Source organism: Maribellus mangrovi, from assembly GCF_037646455.1.
Classification (GTDB): Bacteria; Bacteroidota; Bacteroidia; order Bacteroidales; family Prolixibacteraceae; genus Draconibacterium; species Draconibacterium mangrovi_A.
In genome coordinates, this window is sequence record NZ_JBBIXN010000005.1 from 300712 (window position 1) to 326446 (window position 25735).

Annotated in this window: 24 protein-coding genes; 16 read left to right on the plus strand and 8 right to left on the minus strand. The window is 42.0% G+C overall.

The features are described from left to right. Positions 1–41 precede the first annotated feature (41 nt). Positions 42–1487 carry a TrkH family potassium uptake protein gene (locus WFY05_RS19070; RefSeq protein ID WP_340114517.1) on the plus strand — a complete coding sequence of 482 codons (1446 nt, stop codon included), beginning with the start codon at positions 42–44 and terminating at the stop codon, positions 1485–1487. Here WFY05_RS19070 and WFY05_RS19075 read toward each other — a convergent pair whose 3' ends face one another. Beyond that, entirely contained in the window at positions 1488–2102 is a 615-nt protein-coding gene (locus WFY05_RS19075; RefSeq protein WP_340114518.1) for an L-threonylcarbamoyladenylate synthase, read from the minus strand. It abuts the gene before it with no gap. A 70-nt stretch (positions 2103–2172) separates the two neighbouring features. Here WFY05_RS19075 and mnmC2 point away from each other — a divergent pair, with 70 nt between their 5' ends. The 11 genes from mnmC2 to WFY05_RS19130 all read left to right on the plus strand — a co-directional run bounded on the left by mnmC2 (position 2173) and on the right by WFY05_RS19130 (position 13093). After that, on the plus strand, positions 2173–2841 hold the full coding sequence (gene mnmC2, locus WFY05_RS19080) for a tRNA (5-methylaminomethyl-2-thiouridine)(34)-methyltransferase MnmC2 (protein WP_340114519.1): 669 nt from the start codon (positions 2173–2175) through the stop codon (positions 2839–2841). 314 nt (positions 2842–3155) lie between these two features. Beyond that, a complete protein-coding gene (locus tag WFY05_RS19085) occupies positions 3156–3671 on the plus strand; it encodes an IS1096 element passenger TnpR family protein (RefSeq protein ID WP_340114520.1) in 516 nt (171 codons plus the stop codon). Between the two features lie 106 nt (positions 3672–3777). Beyond that, on the plus strand, positions 3778–4689 hold the full coding sequence (gene miaA / locus WFY05_RS19090; protein ID WP_340114521.1) for a tRNA (adenosine(37)-N6)-dimethylallyltransferase MiaA: 912 nt from the start codon (positions 3778–3780) through the stop codon (positions 4687–4689). Next, positions 4682–5161, plus strand: a complete 480-nt coding sequence (locus WFY05_RS19095) for an NUDIX hydrolase (protein WP_340114522.1) — start codon at positions 4682–4684, stop codon at positions 5159–5161. Before miaA ends, WFY05_RS19095 begins: the two co-directional genes overlap by 8 nt. After that, positions 5136–5717, plus strand: a complete 582-nt coding sequence (locus WFY05_RS19100; RefSeq protein ID WP_340114523.1) for a D-sedoheptulose-7-phosphate isomerase — start codon at positions 5136–5138, stop codon at positions 5715–5717. The genes WFY05_RS19095 and WFY05_RS19100 overlap by 26 nt, the downstream gene beginning before the upstream one ends. Next, on the plus strand, positions 5707–6189 hold the full coding sequence (locus WFY05_RS19105; RefSeq protein ID WP_340114524.1) for a D-glycero-alpha-D-manno-heptose-1,7-bisphosphate 7-phosphatase: 483 nt from the start codon (positions 5707–5709) through the stop codon (positions 6187–6189). The genes WFY05_RS19100 and WFY05_RS19105 overlap by 11 nt, the downstream gene beginning before the upstream one ends. Positions 6190–6218: 29 nt before the next feature. Further along, the gene (locus tag WFY05_RS19110) at positions 6219–8441 is read left to right on the plus strand and encodes a RelA/SpoT family protein (protein ID WP_340114525.1); all 2223 of its coding nucleotides are present in this window, start codon (positions 6219–6221) and stop codon (positions 8439–8441) included. Positions 8442–8508: 67 nt separating this feature from the next. Next, positions 8509–8952, plus strand: coding sequence for a Fur family transcriptional regulator (locus WFY05_RS19115; protein ID WP_340114526.1), 444 nt, complete (start codon positions 8509–8511; stop codon positions 8950–8952). 167 nt (positions 8953–9119) lie between these two features. After that, entirely contained in the window at positions 9120–10397 is a 1278-nt protein-coding gene (locus WFY05_RS19120; RefSeq protein WP_340114527.1) for an adenylosuccinate synthase, read from the plus strand. Between the two features lie 161 nt (positions 10398–10558). Further along, positions 10559–11986 carry a nicotinate phosphoribosyltransferase gene (locus WFY05_RS19125; protein ID WP_340114528.1) on the plus strand — a complete coding sequence of 476 codons (1428 nt, stop codon included), beginning with the start codon at positions 10559–10561 and terminating at the stop codon, positions 11984–11986. After that, positions 11987–13093: an alanine racemase gene (locus tag WFY05_RS19130; protein ID WP_340114529.1), complete on the plus strand. Its 1107-nt coding sequence runs from the start codon at positions 11987–11989 to the stop codon at positions 13091–13093. It begins immediately after the preceding gene. Between the two features lie 59 nt (positions 13094–13152). Here the strand turns inward: WFY05_RS19130 and WFY05_RS19135 are convergent, their stop codons facing one another. Further along, positions 13153–13962 carry a hypothetical protein gene (locus WFY05_RS19135; protein WP_340114530.1) on the minus strand — a complete coding sequence of 270 codons (810 nt, stop codon included), beginning with the start codon at positions 13960–13962 and terminating at the stop codon, positions 13153–13155. 87 nt (positions 13963–14049) lie between these two features. Between WFY05_RS19135 and WFY05_RS19140 the strand changes: the two genes are divergently transcribed. Then, entirely contained in the window at positions 14050–14472 is a 423-nt protein-coding gene (locus WFY05_RS19140) for a VOC family protein (RefSeq protein WP_340114531.1), read from the plus strand. Positions 14473–14538: 66 nt separating this feature from the next. Here WFY05_RS19140 and WFY05_RS19145 read toward each other — a convergent pair whose 3' ends face one another. Further along, positions 14539–16002, minus strand: coding sequence for an aminoacyl-histidine dipeptidase (locus tag WFY05_RS19145; protein ID WP_340114532.1), 1464 nt, complete (start codon positions 16000–16002; stop codon positions 14539–14541). Between the two features lie 215 nt (positions 16003–16217). On the opposite strand from WFY05_RS19145, the gene WFY05_RS19150 reads away from it, so the two are divergent. Then, on the plus strand, positions 16218–17747 hold the full coding sequence (locus WFY05_RS19150; protein WP_340114533.1) for a peptide MFS transporter: 1530 nt from the start codon (positions 16218–16220) through the stop codon (positions 17745–17747). 236 nt (positions 17748–17983) lie between these two features. Here WFY05_RS19150 and WFY05_RS19155 read toward each other — a convergent pair whose 3' ends face one another. Next, positions 17984–19093 (minus strand): DUF4831 family protein, encoded by a 1110-nt coding sequence (locus tag WFY05_RS19155; protein WP_340114534.1) that lies wholly within the window; start codon positions 19091–19093, stop codon positions 17984–17986. Positions 19094–19209: 116 nt separating this feature from the next. Between WFY05_RS19155 and aat the strand changes: the two genes are divergently transcribed. After that, entirely contained in the window at positions 19210–19878 is a 669-nt protein-coding gene (aat, locus tag WFY05_RS19160) for a leucyl/phenylalanyl-tRNA--protein transferase (RefSeq protein ID WP_340114535.1), read from the plus strand. Between the two features lie 17 nt (positions 19879–19895). Here the strand turns inward: aat and WFY05_RS19165 are convergent, their stop codons facing one another. From WFY05_RS19165 to WFY05_RS19180, 4 genes are all read right to left on the minus strand, one after another. Continuing rightward, positions 19896–21155, minus strand: a complete 1260-nt coding sequence (locus tag WFY05_RS19165; RefSeq protein WP_340114536.1) for a radical SAM protein — start codon at positions 21153–21155, stop codon at positions 19896–19898. 306 nt (positions 21156–21461) lie between these two features. Then, complete coding sequence (locus WFY05_RS19170; protein ID WP_340114537.1) at positions 21462–22028, minus strand: hypothetical protein; 567 nt, start codon at positions 22026–22028, stop codon at positions 21462–21464. A gap of 36 nt (positions 22029–22064) precedes the next feature. Then, complete coding sequence (locus tag WFY05_RS19175; RefSeq protein WP_340114538.1) at positions 22065–23600, minus strand: NAD(P)H-hydrate dehydratase; 1536 nt, start codon at positions 23598–23600, stop codon at positions 22065–22067. 81 nt (positions 23601–23681) lie between these two features. Continuing rightward, the gene (locus WFY05_RS19180) at positions 23682–24728 is read right to left on the minus strand and encodes a DUF481 domain-containing protein (RefSeq protein WP_340114539.1); all 1047 of its coding nucleotides are present in this window, start codon (positions 24726–24728) and stop codon (positions 23682–23684) included. A gap of 194 nt (positions 24729–24922) precedes the next feature. On the opposite strand from WFY05_RS19180, the gene WFY05_RS19185 reads away from it, so the two are divergent. Then, positions 24923–25732 carry an alpha/beta hydrolase gene (locus WFY05_RS19185; RefSeq protein ID WP_340114540.1) on the plus strand — a complete coding sequence of 270 codons (810 nt, stop codon included), beginning with the start codon at positions 24923–24925 and terminating at the stop codon, positions 25730–25732. The last annotated feature ends 3 nt before the right edge of the window (positions 25733–25735 follow it).

The window sequence follows — 25735 nt, forward strand, 5'->3', positions numbered from 1 at the left end:
ATTATGAATAATCAGCAGCAACAAATAAAACACTCGAAAGGATGAATCTGAAGATCATTTTTAAAGTACTTGGATTACTCCTGCTTGTGGAAGGAATTGCGATGTTGCTGGCCATGGCAGTTGCACTGATTTACAACGAACACGATGTTTTGGCTTTTATAATTTCTGCCGGCATCAACCTTGGAACTGGCGGATTGATAACCGCACTCACCAGGAACGCCAAAAAAGACATTGGCAAACGCGAAGGATTTATCATCGTTTCGATGGTGTGGCTCGTATTTTCATTGTTCGGAAGTTTCCCATACATGATCAGCGGCTCCATACCAAATTTTACCGATGCTTTTTTCGAAACCATTTCGGGATTTACCACTACCGGCTCTTCAGTTTTGAACGACATTGAAGCACTACCGCACGGCATTCTGTTTTGGCGAAGCATTTCACAGTGGCTGGGTGGAATGGGAATAATTGTATTATCACTGGCTATCCTCCCTGTATTTGGGATTGGTGGTATGCAGCTTTTTATTGCCGAAGTTCCGGGACCCACACCAGATAAAATTAGCCCAAGAATAAAACAAACAGCAAAAACACTGTGGGGGATTTACATGCTCTTCACCGTTTCAGAAACCCTTTTACTCTGGCTTGGCGGAATGACATTCTACGACGCCATTTGTCATTCATTTACGACAATGGCCACCGGCGGATTCTCTACAAAACAGGCCAGCATTGCTTATTGGTCGTCGCCATTTATTCAATATGTTATTACATTCTTCATGTTTTTGGCGGGTATGAACTTTACGCTTTCCTACCTGGCTATAAAAGGACGTTTCAGCAACGTATTTAAAGATGAAGAATTCAGATATTACGTCGTTATTATCCTCAGCTTTACCGCACTAATTACCACCGGACTGCTGATTACAAGCCAGCTTGGATGGGAACAGGCATTTCGCGATTCACTTTTCCAGGTCGTCTCCATTGTAACCACAACCGGTTACGCTACAGCCGATTATCTGCTCTGGAAGCCGATATTAACCATGCTGATCTTTGCCTTATTCTTTTTTGGCGGCTCGGCAGGTTCAACTGGTGGAGGAATAAAAATTATGCGAATCGTGCTGCTGGCCAAAAACGGTTATTACGAATTAAAAAGGCTTATTCACCCGCATGCCATTATTCCGGTAAAATTCAACCGGCACTCAGTCGACTCCAAAATCGTTACCAATATCCTGGCATTTTTCATGTTGTACATGGTGATCTTTTTTGTGAGTACCATCATTTTTACGCTGATTGAACCCGACATGGAATCGTCGATGGGAGCAGTAGCCACCAGTCTTGGAAATATTGGGCCGGGACTGGGCAGTGTTGGTCCGGCCGAAAATTTTTACCACATCAAACCCATCGGGAAATGGTTCTTATCGTTTCTGATGTTGCTTGGCCGACTGGAATTGTTTACGGTGCTTGTATTGTTCTCGCCGTCGTTCTGGAAAGAATAATTAATACACCAACATTCCCTTGCCTTCGCGAATAACGGTCACCTGGTCGCCTGAGCAATCAACAATGGTTGACGGAATCAGCTCGCCATAACCTCCATCGATTACCACATCGGCAAAATCCTGGTATTTTTCATGAATCAATTCCGGATCGGCAGTGTACTCCAGCACTTCATCATCGTCGTGAACCGATGAGGAAAGAATCGGATTCCCCAATTCGGTGACAATTTCACGAATAATGTTATTATCCGGGATACGAATTCCAACCGTCTTCTTTTTGCCTTTAAAGTACTTGGGTACGTTATTATTCGCCTCCAGAATAAAAGTAAAAGGCCCCGGTAAATTTTTTCTAATGAGTTTGAAAAGTGGATTTGAAATGGGTTTGGTGTACAGAGAAAGGTGACTAAAATCGCTGCAAATGAACGAAAATTTGTTCTTTTCGATTTTAATTCCTTTCCAACGGGCAATCTTCTCCACCGCTTTTTGGTTGGTAATATCGCAGCCCAAACCATAAACAGTATCGGTTGGATAAATGATCACTCCACCCTCCCGAAGAATATCAACAATTTTTCGCACTTCCCGGGGATTAGGATTTTCATCGTACAGCCTTACCAGCATTATTTTCTAATTTTGCCCTCAAAAATACTTTTTTAAGCGTGAATTCAAACTTATTGTGCCGCATAAAGAAATGAAACGACAGGTGATACAAACAGCAGACGGATCAAAAACACTCTTTATTCCTGAGATGAACGAGCAGTACCATTCGGTGAACGGGGCTTTAACCGAATCGGAGTACGTATTCTTAAAACAAGGTTACTTTCATCATCCTTCTCCTTCTCCTGTAGTTTTTGAAGTGGGCTTTGGCACCGGCCTAAACGCATTAGTCACAGCGCTGAAAGCTGAGGAACAAAAACGAAGCACCACGTTTATCAGCATCGAAAAATACCCAATTAGCTCCAATGAGATTAAAAGCCTCGATTACGGAAAAACAATTTCGGGAAAAGCTGTCGACCTGTTTCAACAACTACATGCTGCGAGTTGGGGGAAAGAAGTTACAATCTCGGAATTTTTCACGCTGTATAAAATCGAAACCGACCTGACTACGTTTTCGCTAAAAAACCTGGAGCCATTCGATGTGATTTATTTTGATGCTTTCGCGCCCGATAAACAGCCTAAACTTTGGCAAGCTGAAATTTTTGACCGGATTTTTGAAGCCAGTAGAACAGGAGCAGTTTTTGTTACTTATAGTGCAAAAGGCAGTATCCGAAGGCAACTAATCAACTCAGGTTTTAGCATGGAACGTTTGCCCGGACCGCCAGGGAAAAGACAAATGCTTCGAGGAGTGCGACTTACGTAGCTTTTTGTCACAATTTGGACTAATTTCAAGAAACCACCTTCTGAACATATTGTGCGATTGTTCGAGAAAATATTCAACTTAATTTTTTTTAACATTTTTTAAAAACTCCAAAATCCTGACAAAAATCAATTAAAATCTGATTCGTCAGAATCGGTTTTAAACGGTTTTGTACCAAGCCTTTTAAAAAATATGATTGATAAATTTAACCGCTAGAAAGTTTCAGGCTGATAGATTTTTTCGAACAATAGAACAAAATGTTTCTTGGAATTTGTAAAAATTCCTGTAAAATTTGGAGGTCATTCAAAGTGAAAGTTATGATTTTTACATTTCAAATCGTTTCACAAGAATCCCAAAACTTCCGGCTGGAAGTAGCTCTCGGCTACAATCATTCATTTTTCGATTTCCATACCATTATTCAGAAAAGTGTTGGTTTTGAGTCGCATCAACTGGCATCGTTTTTTGTTTCCGACAAGCGATGGAAAAAGCTGGTTGAAATATCTATGCTTGATTTAGGTATAAATGGAGTGGCCTATTACATTATGCAGAAAACAAGACTTAGTGATTTGCTGCAGCAAGCGGGCCAAAAGTTGCTTTATACCTTCGATTTTTTGAACGACAGATCTTTTTTAATAGAACTAACTGGAATTATTATGGAAAAGAATCTTAATGAACCATTAGTCACGCTCAAACAAGGTGATGCCCCTGTTCAGGTTCTCGGAGAAGATGTTACCTCAGAGGAACAACAAGAGTTTAACCATGAAGAAGTCATCATGGATTTCGGCGAGCTCGATGACTATACTGAAATCTTTGGCGAGATGGACGATTTTTGATCATCAGCACGACAAGTGGTAATTAATCTTAAGAAATTCCAAGACTGTTCGATTCATTTTGAACAGTCTTTTTTTTGTCATTATTTTGTGCCAAACACTTGAATTTATGCCGAAAACGCTTGTGGTACTTACCGGCCCCACCGGAATTGGGAAAACAGCCATCAGTATTCAGCTTGCCCGTCATTTTCGTTCGGAAATTGTTTCTAGCGATTCGCGGCAGATATTTAAGGAACTTAGCATTGGCACAGCTGTTCCTTCGAAAGAAGAATTGCAAGCCATTCGCCACCATTTCATTCAAACACATTCGGTCACCGAAAATTACAACGCCAGTCGCTACGAAACGGAAGTACTGGAATTGCTGGGAAACCTTTTTCAAAAACACGACATTTTGTTTCTGGTTGGCGGTTCGATGTTGTATATCGACGCCGTATGTAAAGGCATAGACAGCATGCCCGATGCCGATCCTGAAATTCGGGCTACCCTGAAAAATCAACTTGAACAGGAAGGATTGGAGAGTTTGCGTCTTCAATTAAAAAAACTCGATCCCGAGTATTATCAAAAAGTCGACCTGAAAAATCCGGCACGAATCGTTCACGCCCTCGAGATCAGCTTGATGACCGGAAAACCCTACTCCTCATTCCGAACCAATCCGAACAAAGAAAGACCTTTTAATATCATAAAAATCGGATTGAACACCGACCGCGATGTGTTGCACCAACGCATCAATAAGCGGGTCGACATGATGATTAAAGAAGGATTGATAGAAGAAGCCAGGAAAGTATATCCTCAAAAGCAACTCGTTGCTTTGAACACAGTCGGCTATCGCGAACTGTTCGTCTGGTTCGATGGAGAAATCAGCAAAGAAAAAGCCATCGAACTGATCAAACGTAATTCGCGCCGGTATGCCCGCAAACAAATTACCTGGTTCAGGCGCGATGAGGAAATGCACTGGTTTTCACCGGGCGATACTAAAGAAATAATCGAGTACATCCAGAAACAAATTACAACTGATGAATAAAAAAGGAAAGTTCCTGCTTCGAGTTTACGGTCTTGTTATCAACGAAAAACTGGAGATTCTGATCTCAGATGAATTTGAGTTGAATATTAAAATGACCAAATTTCCGGGTGGTGGTGTTGAATTTGGCGAAGGTATTGTAGATGCACTCATCAGGGAATTCAGGGAAGAGTGTAACAACCAGGAGATCGAAAACATCCATCATTTTTATACCACCCACTTCCATCAGCCGGCTCAGTTCTTTGAAGACACTCAACTAATCAGTGTGTACTATCTCGTCGACCTGAAACAACCACTTAAATTTAAAATTTCAAAAGAAGCTTTCGATTTTGAAATTGGAGGCCGGCAAACACAAAGTTTCAGGTGGACAAAAATAAATACACTAAAAGAAGATGAAATTACTTTCCCGATTGATAAATTTGTTGTCAGTAAATTAAAACAGACAGTTAATGCCAAAAACCTTGGAGCAGATTAAAGAATTGACAAACCTCAGTGCCGGGATTCTGAATGATGCCGATATATTGAAACTCATCGGCGAGGTTTCCGAAAGGATGATAAAAGCCTACCGAAACGGAAGCAAAACGCTTTTTTGTGGTAATGGAGGTAGCTCGGCCGAAGCACAACACCTGGCTGCAGAGTTATCGGGGAAATTTAATTTAGAGCGAAAACCCATTCCAGCCGAAGCTTGTCACGTCAACTCGTCGTTTGTAACGGCGGTGGCCAACGACTACAATTTTACAAAAGTCTACTCGCGCTACATTGAAGGTTTTGGTCAAAAAGGCGATATTTTGATTGGGCTATCTACCTCGGGAACGTCGGCAAATATTGTTGAGGCATTTAAAACGGCGCACGAAATGGGCATCGTCACTGTTGCTTTAACCGGCAAAACAGGTGGTAAATTGGCTAATCTCAGCGACTACTGCCTCAAAGTTCCTTCAACAAGCGTTCCCCGCATCCAGGAAATCCATTTATTGATCGGACATATCTTGTGCGAAAATGTGGAGCAGGAGTTATTCGGAGATGAAAACTGAGCACCAACAAAAGGCACTATTCCTCGACCGTGATGGTACCATCAACGTGGACAAGGGATATGTTTTCAAGAAAAAAGATTTTGAATTTCTTCCCGGTATTTTTGAGCTGATCAGCAAATATGTTACCCAAGGCTATTTAATTTTTATCATTACCAATCAATCGGGAATTGCACGCGGTTTATACACTGAAAACGATTACCTTCATCTTACCGAATGGATGAAGGAAGAATTCCGAAAAAAGGGAATTCCTGTCGAAAAAGTATATCACTGTCCTCACCTGCCGGAAATTACCGGACCATGCGACTGCCGCAAACCAAATCCGGGAATGATTGTTCAGGCAATAAAGGAGTATAATATTGATGCAAAATATTCGGTACTTATCGGCGATAAAAAACGAGATATAGACGCCGGCATGAATGCAGGAATTGGAAAGAATTTATATATTCAAAACCTCATTAAATATGAGGCTTAAAAGGCAAAACAACATTTAATACGGCGAAGGTGCAACACTTTACACAAGCTGAATTACGACACATTGAAGACCGCTACCAGGACTTACGAAAAGTTTTGGAGGGGAAGTTTGATGAAGGACGGCTTGAACGAATTGAAAAGGCTTTTCGTTTTTCGAATGCGGCACACGACGGGATAAAACGAAAGTCGGGCGAACCTTTTATTATTCACCCGATTGCCGTGGCGAAAATTGTTGCAGTCGATCTTGGTCTTGGAGCCACATCCATTGTTTCTGCGCTGCTACACGATGTAGTTGAAGACACTGAATACCGGCTTTCCGACATCGAAAATATGTTTGGAGAACGCGTTGCCCGAATTGTTGATGGATTGACCAAACTTTCGGGCGATTTTGATTCCAGGCATGCCTTAACATTGAAGAAGATGTTGATGACGCTATCGGACGACGTACGCGTGATTCTCATCAAAATTGCCGACCGACTGCACAACATGCAAACGCTCGACTCGATGCTTCCGCAGAAGAAAATAAAAATTGCCGGCGAAACTTTGTTCCTCTATGTTCCGCTCGCACACCGCCTAGGCTTGCATGCTATTAAAAACGAACTTGAAGAACTCAGTTTTAAACACAAACACCCGGAAGAATACGACAAGATTCAATTGATGCTGCACGACCAGGAACAAAAACGAAATTACCTGATCAACGAATTTATTCAGCCCATTGTTGAGAAATTAAAGGGCGAGGAATTCGAATGCACGGTGACCCACCGTCTAAAATCTTCGTATTCCATCTGGCACAAAATGCAGAAGAAGTCGGTATCTTTCAACGAAATCTACGACATTCTGGCCATCAGAATCATCATAAAATCCGATCCTAAGATTTCGGAAAAACGACAGTGTTTCGATGTACTTTCCATCGTTACCGATATCTACAAACCCAAACCCGACCGGATCCGTGACTGGATTACCACTCCAAAAGCAAATGGATACGAATCGCTGCACGTTACAGTGATGGGTCCTCGTGGTAACTGGGTTGAGGTACAAATCAGGACCGACAGGATGGACGATATTGCCGAACACGGTTTTGCTGCGCACTACCGTTACAAAGATATCCGTACCTTCGAAAATGAACTGGATCCGTGGATCGAGCAAATTCGCGAACTTCTTCAAAGTGAAGATTCAGATGCTTTTGAATTTTTGGATGATTTTAAGCTCAACCTTTATGCGACCGAAATCAACGTATTTACGCCTAAAGGTGATATGATTTCGTTGCCACAGGGATCCACAGTACTCGATCTTGCATACGATATCCACACCGATCTGGGGAACAAATGCATCGGGGCAAAAATAAACCTGAAACTGGTACCGCTTAGCCATGAATTGCAAAACGGCGACCAAGTGGAGATCCTAACTTCTGAAAACCAGGTACCAAAACCCGAATGGCTAAAATTCTCATCAACGGCCAAAGCTCGCGGAAAAATTAAAAATGCTTTCAAGCTCGAAAAAAGCAAACACATCGAAAAAGGGAAAGAGATCATCGAGGAGGCTTTTCAGAAAGCAAATGCGCTGCTCAGCTCAAACAACCTTAAAAAGCTAACTGCCCATTACAACCTCAATAACAAAGACCAGTTGTATTCTGAAGTTGGTATGGGCCTCATCGAACTGAACAACATTAAGGAAATAATTGGTAAGAAATCGGAGAACAAACTGATTAAATACTGGAACATTACCTTTGGCGGTGGCGAGAAGAAGAATAACAATCAGGAAGAGGAAGAACCGCTTCAAAAAATCGACAAGAAAAAAACCTTTCTGCTTAAAGAAACCCAGGACAATGTAAGTTTTTCGTTGGCCAAATGCTGTAATCCTATTCCGGGCGATCCGGTTGTTGGCTATTTAAGCACCGAAGACCATGTAACCATTCATAAAACCGGCTGCCCCGAAGTAGCTAAATTCCTAGCCAATCAAGGCGATAAAATTATAAAAGCCGAGTGGAGTAAATTTAAACGGCAGTCGTACCTTACCCGCCTCAATCTTGAAGGTTTCGACCGCCTGGGCATTGTAAACGAAGTGACCAATATGATCTCGAAACGGCACAACATCAATATGCGGTCAGTAAAATTCGATACTCACGACGGTATTTTTAGCGGCGACCTGTTTCTTTACATTCACAATGCCGAAGATTTAAAAGAGCTGATCATTCGCCTGAAAACCATTAAAGGAATTGAAAACGTCACCCGCGTAGAAAACCTGAATGAATAATTTATAATCGTTCTAAAAGAATCAAAAAAATTTATATTTTTGAGTCCTATTTAAAATTGGTTTAATTATGAATAACCAGAAAACCAGGGAAACGGTAAGGAACATGTTTACCGAATATCTGGAACGGAACGGACACAGAAAAACACCGGAAAGGTTTGCTATTCTCGATGAGATTTACTGCCGTGATGGTCACTTCGACATCGAGTCGCTGTACATTTCGATGAAGAACAACAATTACCGGGTGAGTCGGGCCACTTTATATAATACCATTGATTTGCTGCTCGATTGCAAACTGGTTGTTAAACACCAGTTTGGTAAAAACATTGCACAATTTGAGCGCGCTTTTGCAAGCCTTCAGCACGATCACCTTATCGATTTAACAAACGGAGATGTGGTTGAATTTTATGATCCCCGGATCAGAGAGATCATTGAAGATGCCTGCAGAAAGCACAACTTTAAACTGTCGCACCACACCCTGTATATTTACGGGGAAAATATTAAACCGAAATAAGGCGAATGTTTTAAATAAAAGATAAGATCCTTCCATTGCGAAGGATTTTTTTATGCCTGTGCATTGAAATATTTACTACTTTTAACTGCTTAAACAGAAAGCCGTGAAAATTTATCGCTACAGATTAATTTTCACGGTTTTGCATGTAAAATAAAATCAAAATTCAAATGAAGGTAGATGTACTGTTGGGTCTCCAGTGGGGAGATGAAGGAAAAGGAAAAATTGTTGATGTATTTACTCCGAAATACGATGTTATTTCACGATTTCAGGGAGGACCCAATGCAGGCCACACATTGGAATTTAACGAGATTAAACACGTTCTGCACACCATCCCTTCAGGAATTTTCCGCGAGAATAAAATGAATGTGATCGGCAATGGTGTTGTTATCGACCCGGTTGTTTTCAAAAAAGAAATTGAATCGCTTCACAAAATCGGTATCGACATTTCGAAGAACCTGTACGTTTCGAAAAAAGCGCACATGATTCTTCCCACACACCGCATTCTTGACGCCGCATCGGAACAGAAAAAAGGAAAAACAAAAATTGGTTCAACCCTAAAAGGTATCGGACCAACATATAAAGACAAGATTGGCCGCGATGGCTTGCGCGTTGGCGACCTGCTGCATAATTTCGACGAAAAATATGCACAACGCATTGATAACCATAAGGTGATGCTCACCGAATTCTTTAAATTCGATTATACCGAAATGCTTGACGAATGCGAGAAAGACTGGTTCGAAGGCGTTGAGTTATTAAAATCGTTCAAGATTGTTGACAGCGAACACCTGATAAACAATGCCCTGAAAGATGGCAAATCGGTTTTGGCCGAAGGTGCGCAGGGAACTTTACTCGATATCGATTTTGGCTCGTATCCTTTTGTTACCAGTTCGAACACCATTTGTGCAGGTGCTTGTACCGGTCTTGGCATTGCTCCACAAACCATTGGTAAAGTTTTTGGCATTTTTAAAGCCTATTGTACCCGCGTTGGAATGGGACCGTTCCCCACCGAACTGTTCGACAAAACAGGCGATAAACTCCGGGATGCAGGAAACGAATACGGATCAACCACCGGGCGTCCGCGCCGTTGTGGCTGGCTCGATCTGGTTGCACTGAAATATTCAGTGATGCTAAACGGTGTTACAGAACTTATTATGATGAAAGCCGATGTACTGGATGATTTCGACATCATTAAAGTTTGTGTAGGATACGAAATTGATGGTGAAGTGGTTGAAGAATTTCCATTTGAACTGAACGATGATGTAAAACCGGTTTATGTAGAACTTCCCGGATGGAAAACAGATTTGACCAAAATCAAAAACCAAAACGAGTTCCCGGAAGAACTGAACAATTACATCAATTTCATTGAAGATGAAATGGGAATCCCGGTCACTGTTGCTTCTGTGGGGCCAAACCGTGAACAAACAATACTTCTGGAAAAGGAATAATATTTAACCAACATATAAAAGTTCTGATTCTGACCAGAGTCGGAACTTTTTAATTTCTGCCTCTCTGAGAAATTTACTCTAATTTTTGATGTCCTACCCTACATTTGTTTTATTTCCTGATTTATCTTAGTTATATTTAATGCCATTCAATTGAGTGGCGTATGATTTTCAACAACCAACATTTTGGCTTGTACACCGATTTCTACGAACTGACCATGGCGCAGGGCTATTACTCCTGCGGAAAACATCGCCAACAAGTTACTTTCGACTATTATTTTCGCACCAACCCTTATAAAGGTGGATTTACTGTTTTTGCCGGACTACGCGATTTTCTGGAACTTTTGGAGCATTTCTCATATTCCGATTCCGACATTGATTTTCTAGCCGGGCAGGGGCTCGACCGGGATTTTCTAAAGTATTTGAGTGAATTCCGTTTTCGCGGTACCATTTACAGTATGAACGAAGGTGAGATGGTTTTCCCCAACGAACCCATCTTGCGTGTTGAAGGGAACATGGTGGAATGCCAGCTCATTGAAAGTTTGTTATTGAATATTTTAAATTTCGAATCGCTGATTGCCACCAAGGCATTTCGGATCAAGCTGGTTTCAGGGAAAAAACCATTTGCCGATTTTGGACTACGTCGGGCGCAGGGACTAGGAGCATTGCATGCCAGCAGGGCGGCTTGTATAGGAGGTGCCGGTTCAACATCGAATGTAATGGCCGGAAAAATGTTTGATATACCGGTTAGCGGAACCATGGCTCACAGCTGGATTCAGAGCTTCAACAATGAATTGGATGCTTTTCGTGCTTATGCCAACACTCACCCTACCAACACCACTTTACTGGTTGACACCTACGATACACTGCGATCGGGAATTCCAAACGCCATTACCATTGCCCGCGAAATGGAGGCAAAAGGTCAGCGGCTGCAGGCTATTCGCCTCGATAGCGGAGACCTGGCTTATTTGAGTAAAAAAGCCCGAAAGATGCTTGACAATGCCAAGCTGCAATCGGTAAAAATAGTAGCTTCGAATCAATTGAACGAACATGTAATAAAAACCTTGCTCCAAGACCAGAACGCTGCCATTGATGCATTTGGAATTGGAACCGAACTAATTACTGGCAAAGAAAATGCTGCACTCGACGGCGTCTATAAACTCACAGAAATCGATGGAGAATCGAGGATGAAATTTTCCGAGAATATAGAGAAAGTAACACTCCCCGGGAAAAAACAGGTGATCCGCTATTTTGACGAAGAAGAAAAATTTTACCGCGACGGCATACTGTTGAACAACGAAAATCCGATAGAAGTCGATTTCCTGTATCATCCCGTATACCCCGAAAAAAACACAACGGTTAAGGGTATGAAATATGAATACCTTTATGTAAAAGCCTGGGAACACGGAAAATCATTACTCCCAGTGAAATACCCAACCGAAATACACGACTTTCTGGAAACAAGAGCACAATTATTACCCGAAGAACACAAACGATTTATAAGCCCGCATATATACAAAGTAGGCATATCGCATCAGTTGATGCAAAATCGGAATTCTCTTGCAAATAAAATAAAACGCTTTACCAACTAAATGAAGACGAACGATATTATCAGGCCTACTTTAGTACTTGACAAAGAAATATGTTTACATAACATCGAGTGGATGGCAGAAAAAGCAAAAAAGCACAATATGCGTTTTCGCCCTCACTTTAAAACCCACCAGTCAGCAGAAATCGGTGACTGGTTCAGGCTTTTTGGCGTTGAAGCAATTACCGTTTCTTCGGTACGCATGGCAGAATATTTTATCACTAACGGCTGGAAAGATGTGACCATTGCCATATCATTAAACATACACGAGATCGATGTTATAAATCGTCTGACGCAATCAGCAAAGATCAACGTTTTGATCGAAAATAAAGAAACTGCCACAGCATTGGCAAAAAAAGCCAAAGGTCGACTCGGTGTTTATTTTAAAATCGATACAGGGTACCATCGAACCGGGATTCCTTCGTCGCGAACCGGGACCATCGATAACATCCTGAACATTATTAAAACAAATAAGAAACTGACCTTCAAAGGCTTTCTTACTCATACAGGGCACACTTACACGGCACGATCGACCAACGAGATTTTCAGCCGCCATTTCGATGCTCTGTTGAAATTGAAATCCTTAAAAAATCAGTATAAAAAAGCCTATCCAAATGTCGAGATCAGCATGGGCGATACGCCATCTGCCAGTATTTGTGGGAATTTTGACAGTGTAGATGAAATACGCCCCGGGAATTTTGTTTTTTACGACCTGATGCAGCATAGCCTTGGTGTTTGTTCTCTGAGTGACATTGCTGTAAAAATGCAGTGTCCGGTTGTGGCGAAACACGTGTCGCGCAACGAAATAGTGATCTATGGCGGAGCTATTCATTTCTCAAAAGATACCATCCTGAATACTGACGGTAAACTACTTTATGGAAGAATTGCCATAAAAATAGATGGAGAAAAGGTATTGCTCGACAACAACAATTACCTGTCGAAACTTTCGCAGGAACATGGTATTATAAAACTTACACCGGCCAATTTCAAGCTTATTAACGTGGGTGATGTTATCGAGATCATCCCTGTTCACTCCTGCCTGACAGCTAACCTGATGGGACATTACATCACAACCGAAGGCGAAACCATTAGAATGATCCCTCGCTACTAAACAACACAAAAAAACCATACCTGTAAGGCATGGTTAATATTTGCTACAATGAAAATTTACTATTTGCGGTACAATGGCGAACGCTTAATAAGCCATTGCAAAGTCAGCGTATATGCATCCTGGGTTTGCCAAAACGAGGTATGTGAATTGGCATAAATATTCTGTCCCTGGTCGCTGTACATTTTCATGTCAACCTGCGTTTTGAAATTATCGGTTGAACTCGAAGAAGTTGAAGTGTACTTTGTATTATTCTTGTCATCTTTTTTGCTCGTCTGGCTCGATCCTGAATAATTGGTAGTACTTGTGTACATCACGCTCACTGTTCCCATAACAATGTACTCGGCTCCCACAACGTCGCACAACTCGGCGGGTGTAAAGCCATCGATATTGCTGGAATTTATCCCATTTTTAATTAATATGGCGTCAGTGGTGGTTGGATCCTGAAGCTTAAACTGGTCGGCAAATTTACTTAGCAACGTATAGCAATCCGACTGTACCTTTTTTTCCATGGCTTCGTCGTGTGCCCCATTGCTGCTCAAATACGTAAACGGCAGCACAGCCACCACATTATGATGATCCTGTAAATTGGATTCATCTCCACTCCCTTCAATTACTTTGTTGACAATCTCGATTCGACCGCTCGAAAACTGAATTTTGTTGATGTCGGCTTTTTGATAGGTGTACTCAAGCGATTCGTTTTTATGCACAAATTTTATGGTTTCGTTATCCATGGCAGTCACTTTGCCGATGTGTTCTTCACCATTAAGCATGGTCACTTTATCGAAAATTTCCTGAGCGTATACCTGAGGTGTTGAGGCACCAATGATCACAAAAGCCAGTAAAAAGGTAAGCATTACTGTTTTCTTCATAATCTGTTGATTTTAATCTTATTTTGTTAAAACCTGAAAACAGCTTAAGTCCCAATTTTGTTTATTTTTAATTCTAAAAATTTGGTTATGCAAACACGACTTCACATTGTTACGCTGGGTGTAAAAAACTTAAAACTTTCATGTAAGTTTTACCTTGAAGCACTGGGCTGGAAACCATCGGAATCGAGCGATGAGAATATAGCTTTTTATAACCAAACCGGAATTGTACTTGGTTTGTATCCGCTCGACAAACTTGCAGAAGATGCTCAGCTTTCACCTGAGAGGACGGGTTTTTCGGGAGTTACCATGGCAATCAATCTCAATTCGAAAGAAGAAGTTGATTCACTATACAGTCGGGTGATTGAGAAAGGCGGAAAATCGCTTGTAGAACCGCGGGAAACTTTTTGGGGTGGATACGATGCTTATTTTGCGGATCCCGACGATAATTCCTGGGAAATAGCCTGGAATCCATATGCACAGATCGACGAGCATGGTAACCTGCTGGTATAAAAAATTCCACCTGCCTGATGACAAATGGAATTTTAATTTAACTAGAATGCGAGTTTGCTGATTATCTTACTTTTCCGGAATATTCTCAAGTGTTGCCACCAGAAAATCCCAGAATTTCTGAACCGTTTCAATGTTCACTTTTTCATCGGGCGAATGCGGGAAACGGATGGTCGGACCAAAAGAGATCATGTCCCAATGCGGATAATTTTGCGCCAGAATACCACATTCCAGACCGGCATGAATGGCTTTTATTTCGGGTATTTTTCCCCATTTATTTTCGTACACATTTTGCATGGTTTTCAGGATGGGTGAATCCATATTTGGTTTCCAGCCCGGATAAGCACCTGAGAAAGTAACCTCAGCACCTGCCAGTTCGAAAACTGCTTTAATTCGTGAGCCAAGTTCATCTTTGGCCGAATCAACCGAACTACGCATCAGAAAGCCACCCACAATGGTTTTACTGTCGGCATCCGATTTTAGCGTAGCCATGTTTGTTGAGGTTTCAACCAATCCCGGCATGCTGTCACTCATGCGTATCACGCCATTTGGGCAGGCAACCACGGCTTTCACCAGTTTATCCTGTGTTGCTGCATCAATCAATTTTTCAGGCAACTCAGTACCCTCTGTTTTAATTACCAGGTCAGGTTCTGTAACCGAAAGTTCTGCTTTCACCGTATCGGCAATTTCATCAACCATACCAATAAAATCGGCTGCTCTGGCTTCTTCTACTACAACAACTCCAAAAGCCTCGCGGGGAATAGCATTTCGCAAGCTACCTCCATCAATTGATGCCAGCCGAACACCCAGATCTTTTGACACATTAATGATCCTAAAAAACGTTTTAATAGAGTTTCCCCTTCCAAGAATGATATCCATTCCCGAGTGGCCACCTTTCAAACCAGTTACACTAAGTTTCAAAGCAGTGTATCCCAGCGGCACTTCGTCTTCGCTATAATCAAATGAGATGGTTACATCTTCTCCTCCGGCACAACCCACATAAAGTTCGCCCTCATCTTCCGAGTCGGTGTTGATAAGGATTTCAGCATCCAGCATCCCTGCTTTTAGCCCATTGGCTCCATCCATTCCGGTTTCTTCGGTGGCAGTAAGCAACACTTCGATTGGTCCGTGCGTTAGTGTTTTCGATGCAAGAACCGCCATAGCCGCCGAAACGCCAATACCATTATCCGCACCCAATGTCGTTCCGTTGGCTGTAACCCAGTCACCATCAATAAAGGCTTCGATCGGATCGGTTTGAAAATCGTGTTTTTTATCGCTGTTTTTCTGCGGGACCATATCGAGGTGCCCTTGCAGAACAACAGTTTTACGATATTCCATTCCCGGACTTGCCGGCTTTTTGATGATCACGTTACCGGCCTCATCTTTCAATGTTTCCAACCCAAGTTTACGGCCAAAATTAACGGCCCAGTTTTGTATCTCCTCTTCATGATTTGAAGGACGTGGAATTTGGGTTAGTTCAGAAAATATTTCCCATACCTCCCTTGGATTCAGTGCTTTTATCTGTTCTGTCATAACAAAATATTTTATATGTTTTAAATTACCCTTGTTTCTTGATTTTATGTGCCGAAACTGTAACAATTAAAAAATCAAATTGTGCTGTTTGTATCCAATTTCTTCTAAAAACTGATAAAATTAGGCAGAAGAATACAAAAGCTGACATGTTTCACGGAAATCTTTGAAGATAATTGATATTTTAGCGAGCTTAGAAAATAAAACCTATAGTTATTATGAGTAGAGATGCAAATAAAGCCTTCTTTGGACATCCGATCGGGCTTTCAACACTGTTTGCCAGTGAGATGTGGGAACGCTTTAGTTACTACGGAATGCGGGCCTTGCTGGTTCTTTTTCTTACAGCAACTTTTGCTTCGGGTGGTTTTGAAATGGCAGAACTTGATGCCTTTACCATTTATGGTATTTTCACCGGTTTGGTGTATGTGACCCCAATTCTTGGCGGAATGCTGGCCGATAAAGTGCTGGGGCAGCGAAAATCGATCTACATTGGAGGTTTAACCATGGCGATAGGCCAGTTCCTTTTGGCCGGAAGTGCGTGGTTATATGGTTCTGATGCAAGTATCGAATTCCGTCAAACCATTTTTTATGCAGGATTAGGAATATTGATCCTGGGTAATGGTTTCTTCAAACCAAACATTTCAACCATGGTGGGCGAATTGTACGATAACAACGATCCACGCAAAGATGGTGGTTTCACGATTTTTTATATGGGTATTAACCTTGGAGCTTTCTTTTCTCCACTGGTTGCCGGTAAATTGGGCGAGCAGGTTGCCTGGCAATATGGATTCCTGGCAGCTGGTGTCGGAATGTTATTAGGTACAATTTGGTTTTTTGTACGCAGCCATACACTCGGGCACATTGGAATGCCTCCGAAAGTAAAGACAGAAAGAGTACGCTTAATTTTAAAAGACTGGTTTAGCATCTTGCTTTATGTTGTTGGCATTGTGGCATTAATTTTTGTGATAATTTTAGGATGGGGAGCTATACCATCAGCGGTAAGTAGTGCAATCATATGGATACTTGGCGTTGGTGGAGTAATCATACTTACCACCACAATATTCAAGGGGACCAATGGTAAGGCTGAATGGTCGCGTGTTGGAGTAATACTTGTTTTAGCCATCTTCAACATTTTATTCTGGAGTGGTTTTGAGCAAGCCGGAACAACCTTTAATATTTTTGCCCGCGACAATACGCAGCGAATGATCGGTAACTGGGAGATCCCGGCAACATGGTTTCAAAGTATCAACGCCATTTGGATTGTAGCATGTGCGCCTTTATTTAGTGTATTATGGATAAAGCTGGATAAAATAAAAATGAATCCCAATACACCAATGAAATTTGCCTGGGGATTGATTATGCTTTCTCTTGGTTTTGTAATAATGGCAATTGCCTACAGCCGATCAACCGGAGGCGATACAGTTCGTTTGGTTAGTCCATTATGGCTTATCGTGGTATACCTTTTCCATACTTTTGGAGAGCTTTGTCTTTCGCCAATCGGATTGTCGATGGTCACCAAATTGTCGCCACCGAAATTGGTCTCTACAATGATGGGAGTCTGGTTTGGTTCTATCGCTGCAGGTAACTTTGTTGCCTCACAAATGAAAGCCATCTCAATAAAACTTGAAAGTGCGCTTGGAACTGAAATCCAGGTGTTCTGGTTAATTGCCATTCAGTCGGCAATTATTGCTGTTATTGCAATCATTCTTTCTCCCTGGCTGAAAAAGATGATGCACGGAATCAAATAGAAAATAAGGTATTTTATAAATACAGGAAGTACCCGGCTTTTAAAAGGTCGGGTATTTTTTTGCCCAAAAAGGAGGCTACGAAGATGCAACGATTGAATGAACGGATTTCTACAAACACAAAAGATGGGAAAAGAGGATGGTTATATATGAATGAATAACTGGATAGGCTTTCAGGAAAATACCCTGTTTAAATGATTTAACAGGGTACTCTTTGCCCGAAAGGAACTGCAATAACTTTATTTCAGTTCAACCGATTTTAATGCACCCGTTTCGGGATGAAATTCTACTGCATAAGCTCCACCCAAAAGATCCTCGGGGAAAGGAGCAACAACGCCGAACTGCGCAATGGTAGCACGCGCAGTGGCCAGTGTATTCAATTCGTAGGTAATCTTAATTTTCGCCAATCCGGGCATGCGGTAATACACACCGCTGTTTCCTGCTTCCGGATTATCAGAAGCTGCCTCACTTTTATAATTAGCAGTGAGTCCCGATACTTCTTCAAATTCGATCATCACCGGCTTACCGGAAAGATCGGATGCCGGAACGATACCGTTCTCGTCTGAGATCCTGAAAATAACTGCCGTATTTTTATCTGCAGATCCCGGAACGTAATCAAAACTGTAGGTTTCGTTTTTATACGTTGTTCTTCCCACAAACAATTTTATGTAATTCTGTTCGGTGCGTTTTAGTTCTTCCAGACTCACCTCATAGGCTTTCCCGTCGGGGTATTCACCATCAATACGCAGCGCCGCCAGATCGTATTGGTTCATGCGGCAATCAAGCACGCGTTGTGCAGCTTCTGCGGCCTTTTGCTCTACACTTACCCGTGTCGGTCTGAAATTATTGGTGGAATCGCCCGGAATCACAAACGGGGTATCCGAGAAATAATCGAAGGAAAAACCATCATCGATATCGGGTTTCTGAAAAGTTTTGTTGGATGAGGTTTGAAGCGGCAATTCCGACTCAACCGAAGAGTTAATGCCGGCTAAGCAACCGTTGGCCGCCAGGTTAATTGTAAAAGCTCCCTCTCCCATGGCTTTGTATACCTGTTCCGGATCGGGTTCAGCAAACGTTTCTATCTTCATTTGGCTGATCGACCATTTTACCTCCGGCCGGGTTTTGGCATCTTTAATACCCAGCAACTGCTCGGCATAAGCCGCATAAGGACCCGGTTCAAATTTCTCGCGGATGGCTTCAACATGCACTTTAATTCCTGTACGCGGTAAAGCATACGCAATTCCTTCAACATAAGCAGGAGTTAAACCTTCTTCATCGTCCTTCTTTTTGCGCTGCCCGTAAGTCGGGATAACCAGCATTACCGCAATAATCAATGCTAAATACCTCATTGTCATAATTGTTTTTTGTAAAACCCAAAAGTATTAAAATTATTTTGTGTTCTGAATTGATTTTAGCCCCTTCCGGGCATGTTGTTTAAATTTTGTTGCGTATTATCTTTGCAAACATGATTCAATTTCCCGATCCGAACCAGGCGAATGATGAAGGACTGATCGCATATGGCGGCGAACTGACACCGGAGTATTTGCTGTCGGCATATCAGCAGGGTATTTTCCCGTGGTTTTGCGAAAACGAACCTGTTTTGTGGTGGTCGCCTAACCCGCGTATGGTTTTGCTGCCCACCGATTTCAAACTAAAAAAGAGCTTGCGCCAGGTGATCAACAAAGCCACTTTTGAAGTACGAATTGACACCGCTTTCCGGGAAGTAATTACCAACTGCAGCAAGGTTAAAAGAAGTCACGAAGACGAAACCTGGATCACCAACAACATGATCGAAGGCTATGTAAAACTGCACGAGCTGGGCTATGCGCATTCGTTTGAAAGTTATTTTGAAGGGGAATTGGTGGGTGGTCTTTACGGCATTTCGCTTGGAAATTGCTTTTTTGGCGAATCCATGTTCTTCACAAAAACCGATGCCAGCAAAGTAGCTTTTTACCACCTCGTACAATTTGCCCTTAAAAACAATTTTGCTTTTATCGATGCCCAGCAACCGACAGAACATTTAGCCAGTTTAGGCGCAAAACCCATCCCACGAAAAGACTTTCTGGAGATGCTTGAAAAGGCATTGCAGGAACAAACTTTACGCGGGAGATGGACCAAACTCGCTAAGGATTAACAGAATTGTTTTTACGCCTAATATTCCCTCAATCCTTGTTCAATATACTCCAGTTGCCAGATGCGAAACAGCAAGGGATCAACAGGAATTTCACCGGGTTCATTACTGATAAGTTCTTCCACTTTGGAGCGATATTCCGAATCCAGCGCTGTCCGTTTCATGACCTGTTCCTTCATAAAATAAAAACTCTTGCTTTGCAGAACAAATTCTTTTGTTGAATACAATTCAGGTTTTGTATCAAAAATCCTTATGGATGAATAAGCAATTGTATCGCTTGTAAATTCGCGGATATATCCGTTTTGAGTAAACACGGCATCAGGCTCGGCCAGCGAGTGTGCCAACCGGCTGCGAAAACCCGCCTTCTGAAAACGATTCTTAAAATAAAACGAACAGTAATTCACACCAATTTTCAGGTTTTGTTCACGGGCATATTCCAGAATTTCCATTGCCGCCAGTTCCGACTCCAGCACCAGCGGATGCTCGGCAAATAAAAAAGTATATTTCTTTTTCGACAGGTGTTTATAGTTGTGTTGGGTTAGTCTGAGCTGATGCAAATTCAGATTGCTGACTCCGGCGTCGATCATTTCAGGGAGAAGCTTTTTTATACGTTCCTTTTCCTCCGGAACAGCCGGAATTTCGATGCTTACATTGGGAATGATTCCTTTTGCCAGCCTCACTTTGTCGAGTTTGTAGGCCGTTGCACCGATATCAAATCGAATTTCATTCAACCCGGCAGCGGCCAGTTTTCTAAATTTTCGCTCGTCGGCAAGAATGCCGTTGGTATACATCCAGGTATACATTTCGGGATCACAGTGTTTCCGCACCTGCTTTAAGTATTCCAGTGTTCGGTCGAAGAAAAGCAGTGGTTCGCCACCGCTAAAACTTACACCCTTAAAATTGAAATGGTTAACGTATTCAGAATAAGATCGAGCATCCGGGAAACTCAGATTTTGAGTAGTTGGAACGTCATCGGTCAACTGCGATGCAGGACAATAAAAACATGAAGCATTGCATTTCCCGGTAATGAACAAACAATTCCACTGCCCCAATCCACAGAGTTTACACCCCTTTGAAATCTGATTGTAATACGGTTTGGTTTGTTTGAACAGCAGGCTGCCGTTCATATTTTTGATCAAATTATCCCGTTGTTGCTGCGCTTCGTTTGCGTTGTAACCATTCAGCCATCGAAGCTCGTCCCATCCTGCAATTTCCGCCTTGTTTTTATTCACCAGCGAATTTTGCCACTTTAAATACGCATCCATTTTTAACCATAGCATTAATAAAACCAATGATTTTAGGTAAGGGGCAACAGAAAAACGGATGTATCAGAGTTCGGAAAAGATGTACATGAACATCAGCATCTGTTCCTGCTTAAAAATAGCCGGACGCGTTTTTGCCGTATGTGAAGATGTGTTCATGTATCCTGTTTTGCACCATCAAAAATACGGAAAAGAAAAATATAAAATATGAATGGGATATACGAATATCAGTTTATTCGTAGATACTCCAAACTTTTAACACTTCACGATAACGTCCTTGATCCCCGTAAAGGATGCACCGCTGCGTACTAAGCAACAAAAAACCTAAAGCAATAAATATACTTTTTGAACACAAGGGCATGTACACATGAGGTAAAGACCACGATCGAAATAACGTAAAATGTGGCTTTCAAACTCCAAAATATCATCAATATAGAATTCAGTGAAAACTTCCTTCATCTTTTTATATACGGCGTAAGTAAAAAGTACATCTTTAAACTCTCTCTCGTAATCTTCCCAAAACGATTGTTCCAGCTCTGAATGATAATCCTCAGGTAATTGTTTTTTTAATTTCCCGAGTCGGCTTTTCGCTTTTTCCCTGGCGTCATTCGGCTTTGGTACCTCACTGAGCTCTGCCATTTTTCCACCGTTGCTATTTAACCAATGAACATGGTCAAATTCGTCCCAAATCTTCCTGGCAAAATCATGGCCCAATTCCAGCAGTTCTTCTTCGATTTTACGCCGATCTTTTACCCGTTTGTCCCAGTGCAAAAAAACCAATTCGGTGAGCGCCAATGCTATTTTTTTACTAAATCCTGAATAAAGTTGCTTATAATGCTCCTCCAGTTCTTCAAAGCGCTGTATGTGATTTTGAAATTCTTCTAACGACATTTGGAATGAGGTGTTTATTCTTATTATAAGTGTATGCTACAAATTATCAAAGTCCTGTTCCGAAATACCGAGCTTCTTAAAAGCTTTTCCCAAATGATTGATCAAATCGCCGGCTAACATCGAAAACTCAGAAAGTTCTTTTGCAGCGATATCCCCGGCCAGGCCGTGAACATAAACACCGATCAACGCAGCTTCTTCCGAAGATAATCCTTGCGCCAATAGTCCCAGAATAATCCCGGTCAAAGCATCGCCGCTGCCACCGGTCGCCATGCCCGGGTTGCCTGTTGAGTTAAACCAAAGCTTTCCGGAAGGCGATGAAATGCTGGTAAAAGCCCCTTTCAACACCACCACGCAATTATGGTCTTTTGAAAACTGAATTTGCTTTTGAATGTACTGGTATGAATTTTCGGCTTCACCGACAAGGCGTCTGAATTCGCCCGGATGCGGCGTCAATACCGAGCCTTCGGGCAATTTTTCGAGCCATTCTTTTTGTAACGAAAGAATGTTTAGCGCATCAGCATCAATTACCAGTGGAACCTGTGCAGTTTCCAACAAATAACAAAGTGCTTTTCGTGTATTTTGCTTTTGATCGATTCCCGGTCCTACACCAATGGCCGAATAAGGATCGGTTTTTGGGAATTCGGTAATGACCGAGTAGTGTTGATCGACACTAGCCATGGCCTCGGGAACCGCAGTTTGAAGAATCGGATATCCCAAACGCGGAATATGGGCAGTGAGCAAACCAACGCCCGCACGCAAACAAGCTTTCGAAGCCAGAACAGCTGCGCCCATTTTACCGAAACTGCCAGCAACCAGCAAGGCATGACCAAGTGTCCCTTTGTGGTCGAACCTTGAATGAACCGGAAGAATTTCACGAATATCATCTTTTTCGAGCCAGCTAAAATCTGACTTCTCCTGTTCAATTCCGTCGGGATGCAACCCTATGGGTAACACTTCCCACTGGCCCGCGTATTGCTCGTTTTCGGCAAAAAAGAAACTCAGCTTTGGAAACTGAAAGGTAAGTGTAAAATCAGCCCGAACGATGTTTTCCATGTTGTTCCCCGTGTTGTCCTCGCCCATTAAACCGCTGGGAATATCGATGGCAACGATTGTATTTGTGGTTCTATTGATATCAGATACGATCAGCGCCGGAAGTCCTTCCAACGGCCTGCTAAGCCCCGAACCAAACAACCCGTCGACAACAACATCGTTTTCACCCACCTCTGGAAAATCATCAATCGAATGTATTTTTTTAAGTTCAACTTTATCCTGCTCTTCCAAACGCTTCCAGTTCATCGCCGGCGATCCTTTTAATCCTTTCCCAAAATCCAGCAATAAAACTTCACACTGAAAGTCGAGATCGGCCAGCTGCCGCGCAATAGCCACCGCATCGCCGCCATTATTACCCGGCCCGGCAAAAAAGATAAATTTACGTTCGTTGCAAAAACGCTGTACGATCCAGTTCGTGATTTGCAGTGCGGCGCGTTCCATCAGATCAATATCTTCGATGGGCTCGTTTTCAATGGTATATTTATCAAGTTTTGCGATTTGTCTGGTTGTAAAGAGCTTCATATTGTTGATATCTATTTTCAACTAAATTTACGAAATTAGCTCCACTCCCGACAAGCTTTCACCGAAATTAGGAGCTTTCGATCAATCCCATTCCCAGCCAATGCTGGTTTGAAATACGAAGTCGGATTTAGAAACATCGATTGCCGGATCGCTGTCGTAGTCATGAGTAAAGCTCAATTTGATATAAAACTCGAGTGGAAGATCGTATTTCATTGAAAATTCTGAATTCACACGAACGCCTTTGGAAGTTATGCCCGGATAAAAATTAAACTTTGCTTTTAAATCCAGATCTCCAATATCGTAAGCATTTATATCAAAAGCTCCCATTCCTTCGAAATTTCTATCTGATGTTGGCGTGTCTCCCCCATACTTTTCATACGAGCGCGCCAGTCCAACACCAGTACCTAAATACCATCGATTGGTACGAAAAATGTAATAACCCAACCCTGTTTTCGAGGTACGTCGCAAATCCAGTTTTTGCTCACTGTTACTTAAAAAATCCATTCCGGCAAAAACAAACAATTTTCCTTTCAAAAAATAATTCAAGCTCGATCCACCCGAAGTGCGTGTTGACGGATCAATTTGATCCTGATATGTTCCTACCTGGTTATAATCTGCCTCCCACAGCCATTTCTCGGTCTGATAATTCACTTTCGCACTTGCTGATAGCTGGTGGGTGGTATTGGCTTTTGCAAATGAATAACCCGCATCGATATATACTTTTAATCGATCTTTAAACTTCGACTCCACCGGTTTTATTTCCACAATCTCGTACAGCGAAACAGAGATGCTGGTGGTAAAAGTAATCACTCTAACAATGCGCTCGGCACCTTCTACATATTTTATACTGCCTATTAACTGTCTTCCATCGCGGGTATAAACCACAAAAAACCGGTTCGATTCAAGACCTTCAACTTCCAGCCATTCAATCTTAAATTCATTGTCGGCATAATCTGTGTCAAAAGTGAGTACACCAAGCTTCATCGAAATAATCTCTCCCACCAATACATCTCCCGTCACGGTGTATAGTGTATCGTTTTGCGAAAATGCCGGAAAACTGAGCAAAAATAGCGCAAGTCCAAGGATTAGCTTTCGAAAAAGATGGTCAATTTTTTTGTTCAGATCCATTTAAAAACTTATTTGATCTAATTTACTGCAAAATATAAAGGATTATACTTTTTCAATATTTATCCGACACCTTTTATTCAACATCTTGTGTTAAAGGAAAGAGAGAATCGGCACCAAAACCAAGTTTTTGATTTGCTTCTTTTTACTGAATGGTATTATTTCCTTTATCTTTAGTCGACGGAAAATTATTATCAATGAGATACCATTTAGCCTTACTATTATTTCTTCTGGCAGGAAGCCTGCTTGCCCACACCAATTACAAGCTAATTCAAGATATCCCATACCGGACCGACTCTGAACAAGCTGACGATGAATACATTACCGAACGTTGTCGGCTTGATCTGTACTATCCCGAAAATTTGAAGGATTATACAACTGTGGTATGGTTTCACGGAGGCGGACTGACCAGTGGCGAAAAATTTATTCCTGAAAAACTAATGGATAAAGGCATTGCTGTTATCGGCGTGAATTACCGCCTGTATCCTAAAGTAAAATGCCCGGTTTATATCGAAGATGCGGCAGCAGCTGTTGCCTGGGCCTTTAAAAACATCGAAAAGTATGGTGGAAATAAGGGAAAGATCGTGGTTTCAGGGCATTCGGCAGGAGGCTATCTAACATCAATGATCGGACTCGATAAACATTACCTGGCGGATTACAACATCGATGCTGATGATATTGAATTACTTGTACCTTTCAGCGGCCATACTATCACACATTTTACGGTGCGCGATGAGCGCGGAATTCCAGGTACTCAACCGATTATTGACAACTTTGCTCCGTTGTATTTTGTAAAGGCCGAGGCTCCACCGCTGGTATTGATCACCGGTGACAGAGAGTTGGAAATGCTGGGGCGCTACGAAGAAAATGCCTACATGTACCGCATGATGAAAGTTGCCGGACACCAACAAACCAAGCTGCTGGAACTCGATGGTTTCGATCATGGAGGAATGGTTTCACCTGCAATTGAACTTTTGCTGAAAGAGATTCATGCGCTCAACCGATAATTT